The following is a 1,538-nucleotide window of genomic DNA, read 5'->3' as shown; positions in this document are numbered from 1 at the left end:
AACGACAACTTGCGCGTGGCCGTCATCAGCATCGACCCGTCACGCCGCAAGAGTGGTGGCGCCTTGTTGGGCGACCGTATCCGCATGAACGCCATCAACCCGTGGAGCCAAGGCCCCCGCGTGTTCATGCGCTCACTCGCCACCCGCGATTTCGGTTCCGAGATCAGCGCCGCGCTGCCGGACGTGATTGCCGCCTGCAAGGTGGCCGGCTTTGACTTGATCGTGGTCGAAACCTCCGGCATTGGCCAGGGCGACGCAGCCATCGTGCCGCATGTGGACGTGCCGCTGTACGTGATGACGCCCGAGTTTGGCGCCGCCAGCCAGCTGGAAAAAATCGACATGCTCGACTTTGCCGAGTTCATCGCTATCAACAAGTTTGACCGCAAAGGCTCGCTCGATGCCCTGCGCGATGTGGCCAAGCAAGTGCAACGCAACAAGGAAGCCTGGACCACCCCAGCCGACCAGATGCCGGTGTTTGGCACCATGGCCGCGCGCTTCAACGACGATGGCGTCACGGCGCTGTACCAGGCGCTGATCGTGCGTTTGGCCGCGTTGGGCTTGAACTTGCAGCCCTCACTGCTGCCCGTGGTCACCGTGCGCCACAGCACCAACCAGACCCCCGTGGTGCCTGCCTCTCGCACCCGTTACCTGGCTGAAATCAGCGACACCGTGCGTGCTTACAAAAAGCGCGGCCGCGCCCAAGCCAAGCTGGCGCGCGAGATTCAGCAACTGCGCGAATCCGGTCGCATGCTGCATCTGGACGGCGCCAGCCAGGTCACCGCGGAAGAAGCCGTGCTGGCACTTGCCGCACAACGCGAAGAACATCTAGGCGCAGCAGAGAAGAAGCTGCTGGCCCAATGGCCCGCCATGCAGGCTGCCTACGCCGGTGACGTCTACGTCGTCAAAATGCGCGACAAAGAGATTCGCACCGCGCTCACCAGCAAATCACTCAGCGGCACCACCATCCGCAAAGTGGCCTTGCCACAGTATGAAGACCATGGCGAAATCCTGAAATGGCTGACGCTGGACAACGTACCCGGCAGCTACCCGTACACCGCCGGCACCTTCGCGTTCAAACGCGAGGGCGAAGACCCCACCCGTATGTTCGCCGGTGAAGGCGACCCGTTTCGCACCAACCGCCGCTTCAAACTGGTGTCCGAAGGCATGGCGGCCAAGCGCCTTTCCACCGCGTTTGACTCGGTCACCTTGTATGGCAACGACCCCGATTTGCGTCCCGACATCTACGGCAAAGTGGGCAATTCAGGCGTTAATGTCGCCACCATCGACGACTTGAAGGTGCTCTACAGCGGCTTTGATTTGTGCAGTCCGACCACCTCGGTCTCCATGACCATCAACGGCCCGGCGCCCAGCATTTTGGCCATGTTCATGAACACCGCCATTGACCAGAACATCGACAAGTTCAAACTGGAAAACGGCCGTGAACCGACCGACACCGAACTCGCCAAGCTCAAGGAATGGGTGCAAGAAAACGTGCGCGGCACGGTGCAGGCCGACATCCTGAAAGAAGACCAGGGCCA

At 61.4% G+C, this 1,538-nt stretch carries 1 protein-coding gene; it reads left to right on the top strand.

Features of this window, described 5'->3' with window-relative positions:
- A partial coding sequence (locus WCG50_RS19350) for a methylmalonyl-CoA mutase family protein (protein WP_336901223.1) occupies window positions 1–1,538 on the top strand: 1,538 nt, incomplete at both ends.

Origin of the sequence: Rhodoferax sp. (genome assembly GCF_037143375.1) — a bacterium.
GTDB lineage: Bacteria > Pseudomonadota > Gammaproteobacteria > Burkholderiales > Burkholderiaceae_C > Rhodoferax.
Note: the sequence above shows the minus strand (reverse complement) of the source record. Positions and strands in the feature narration are given on the sequence as shown.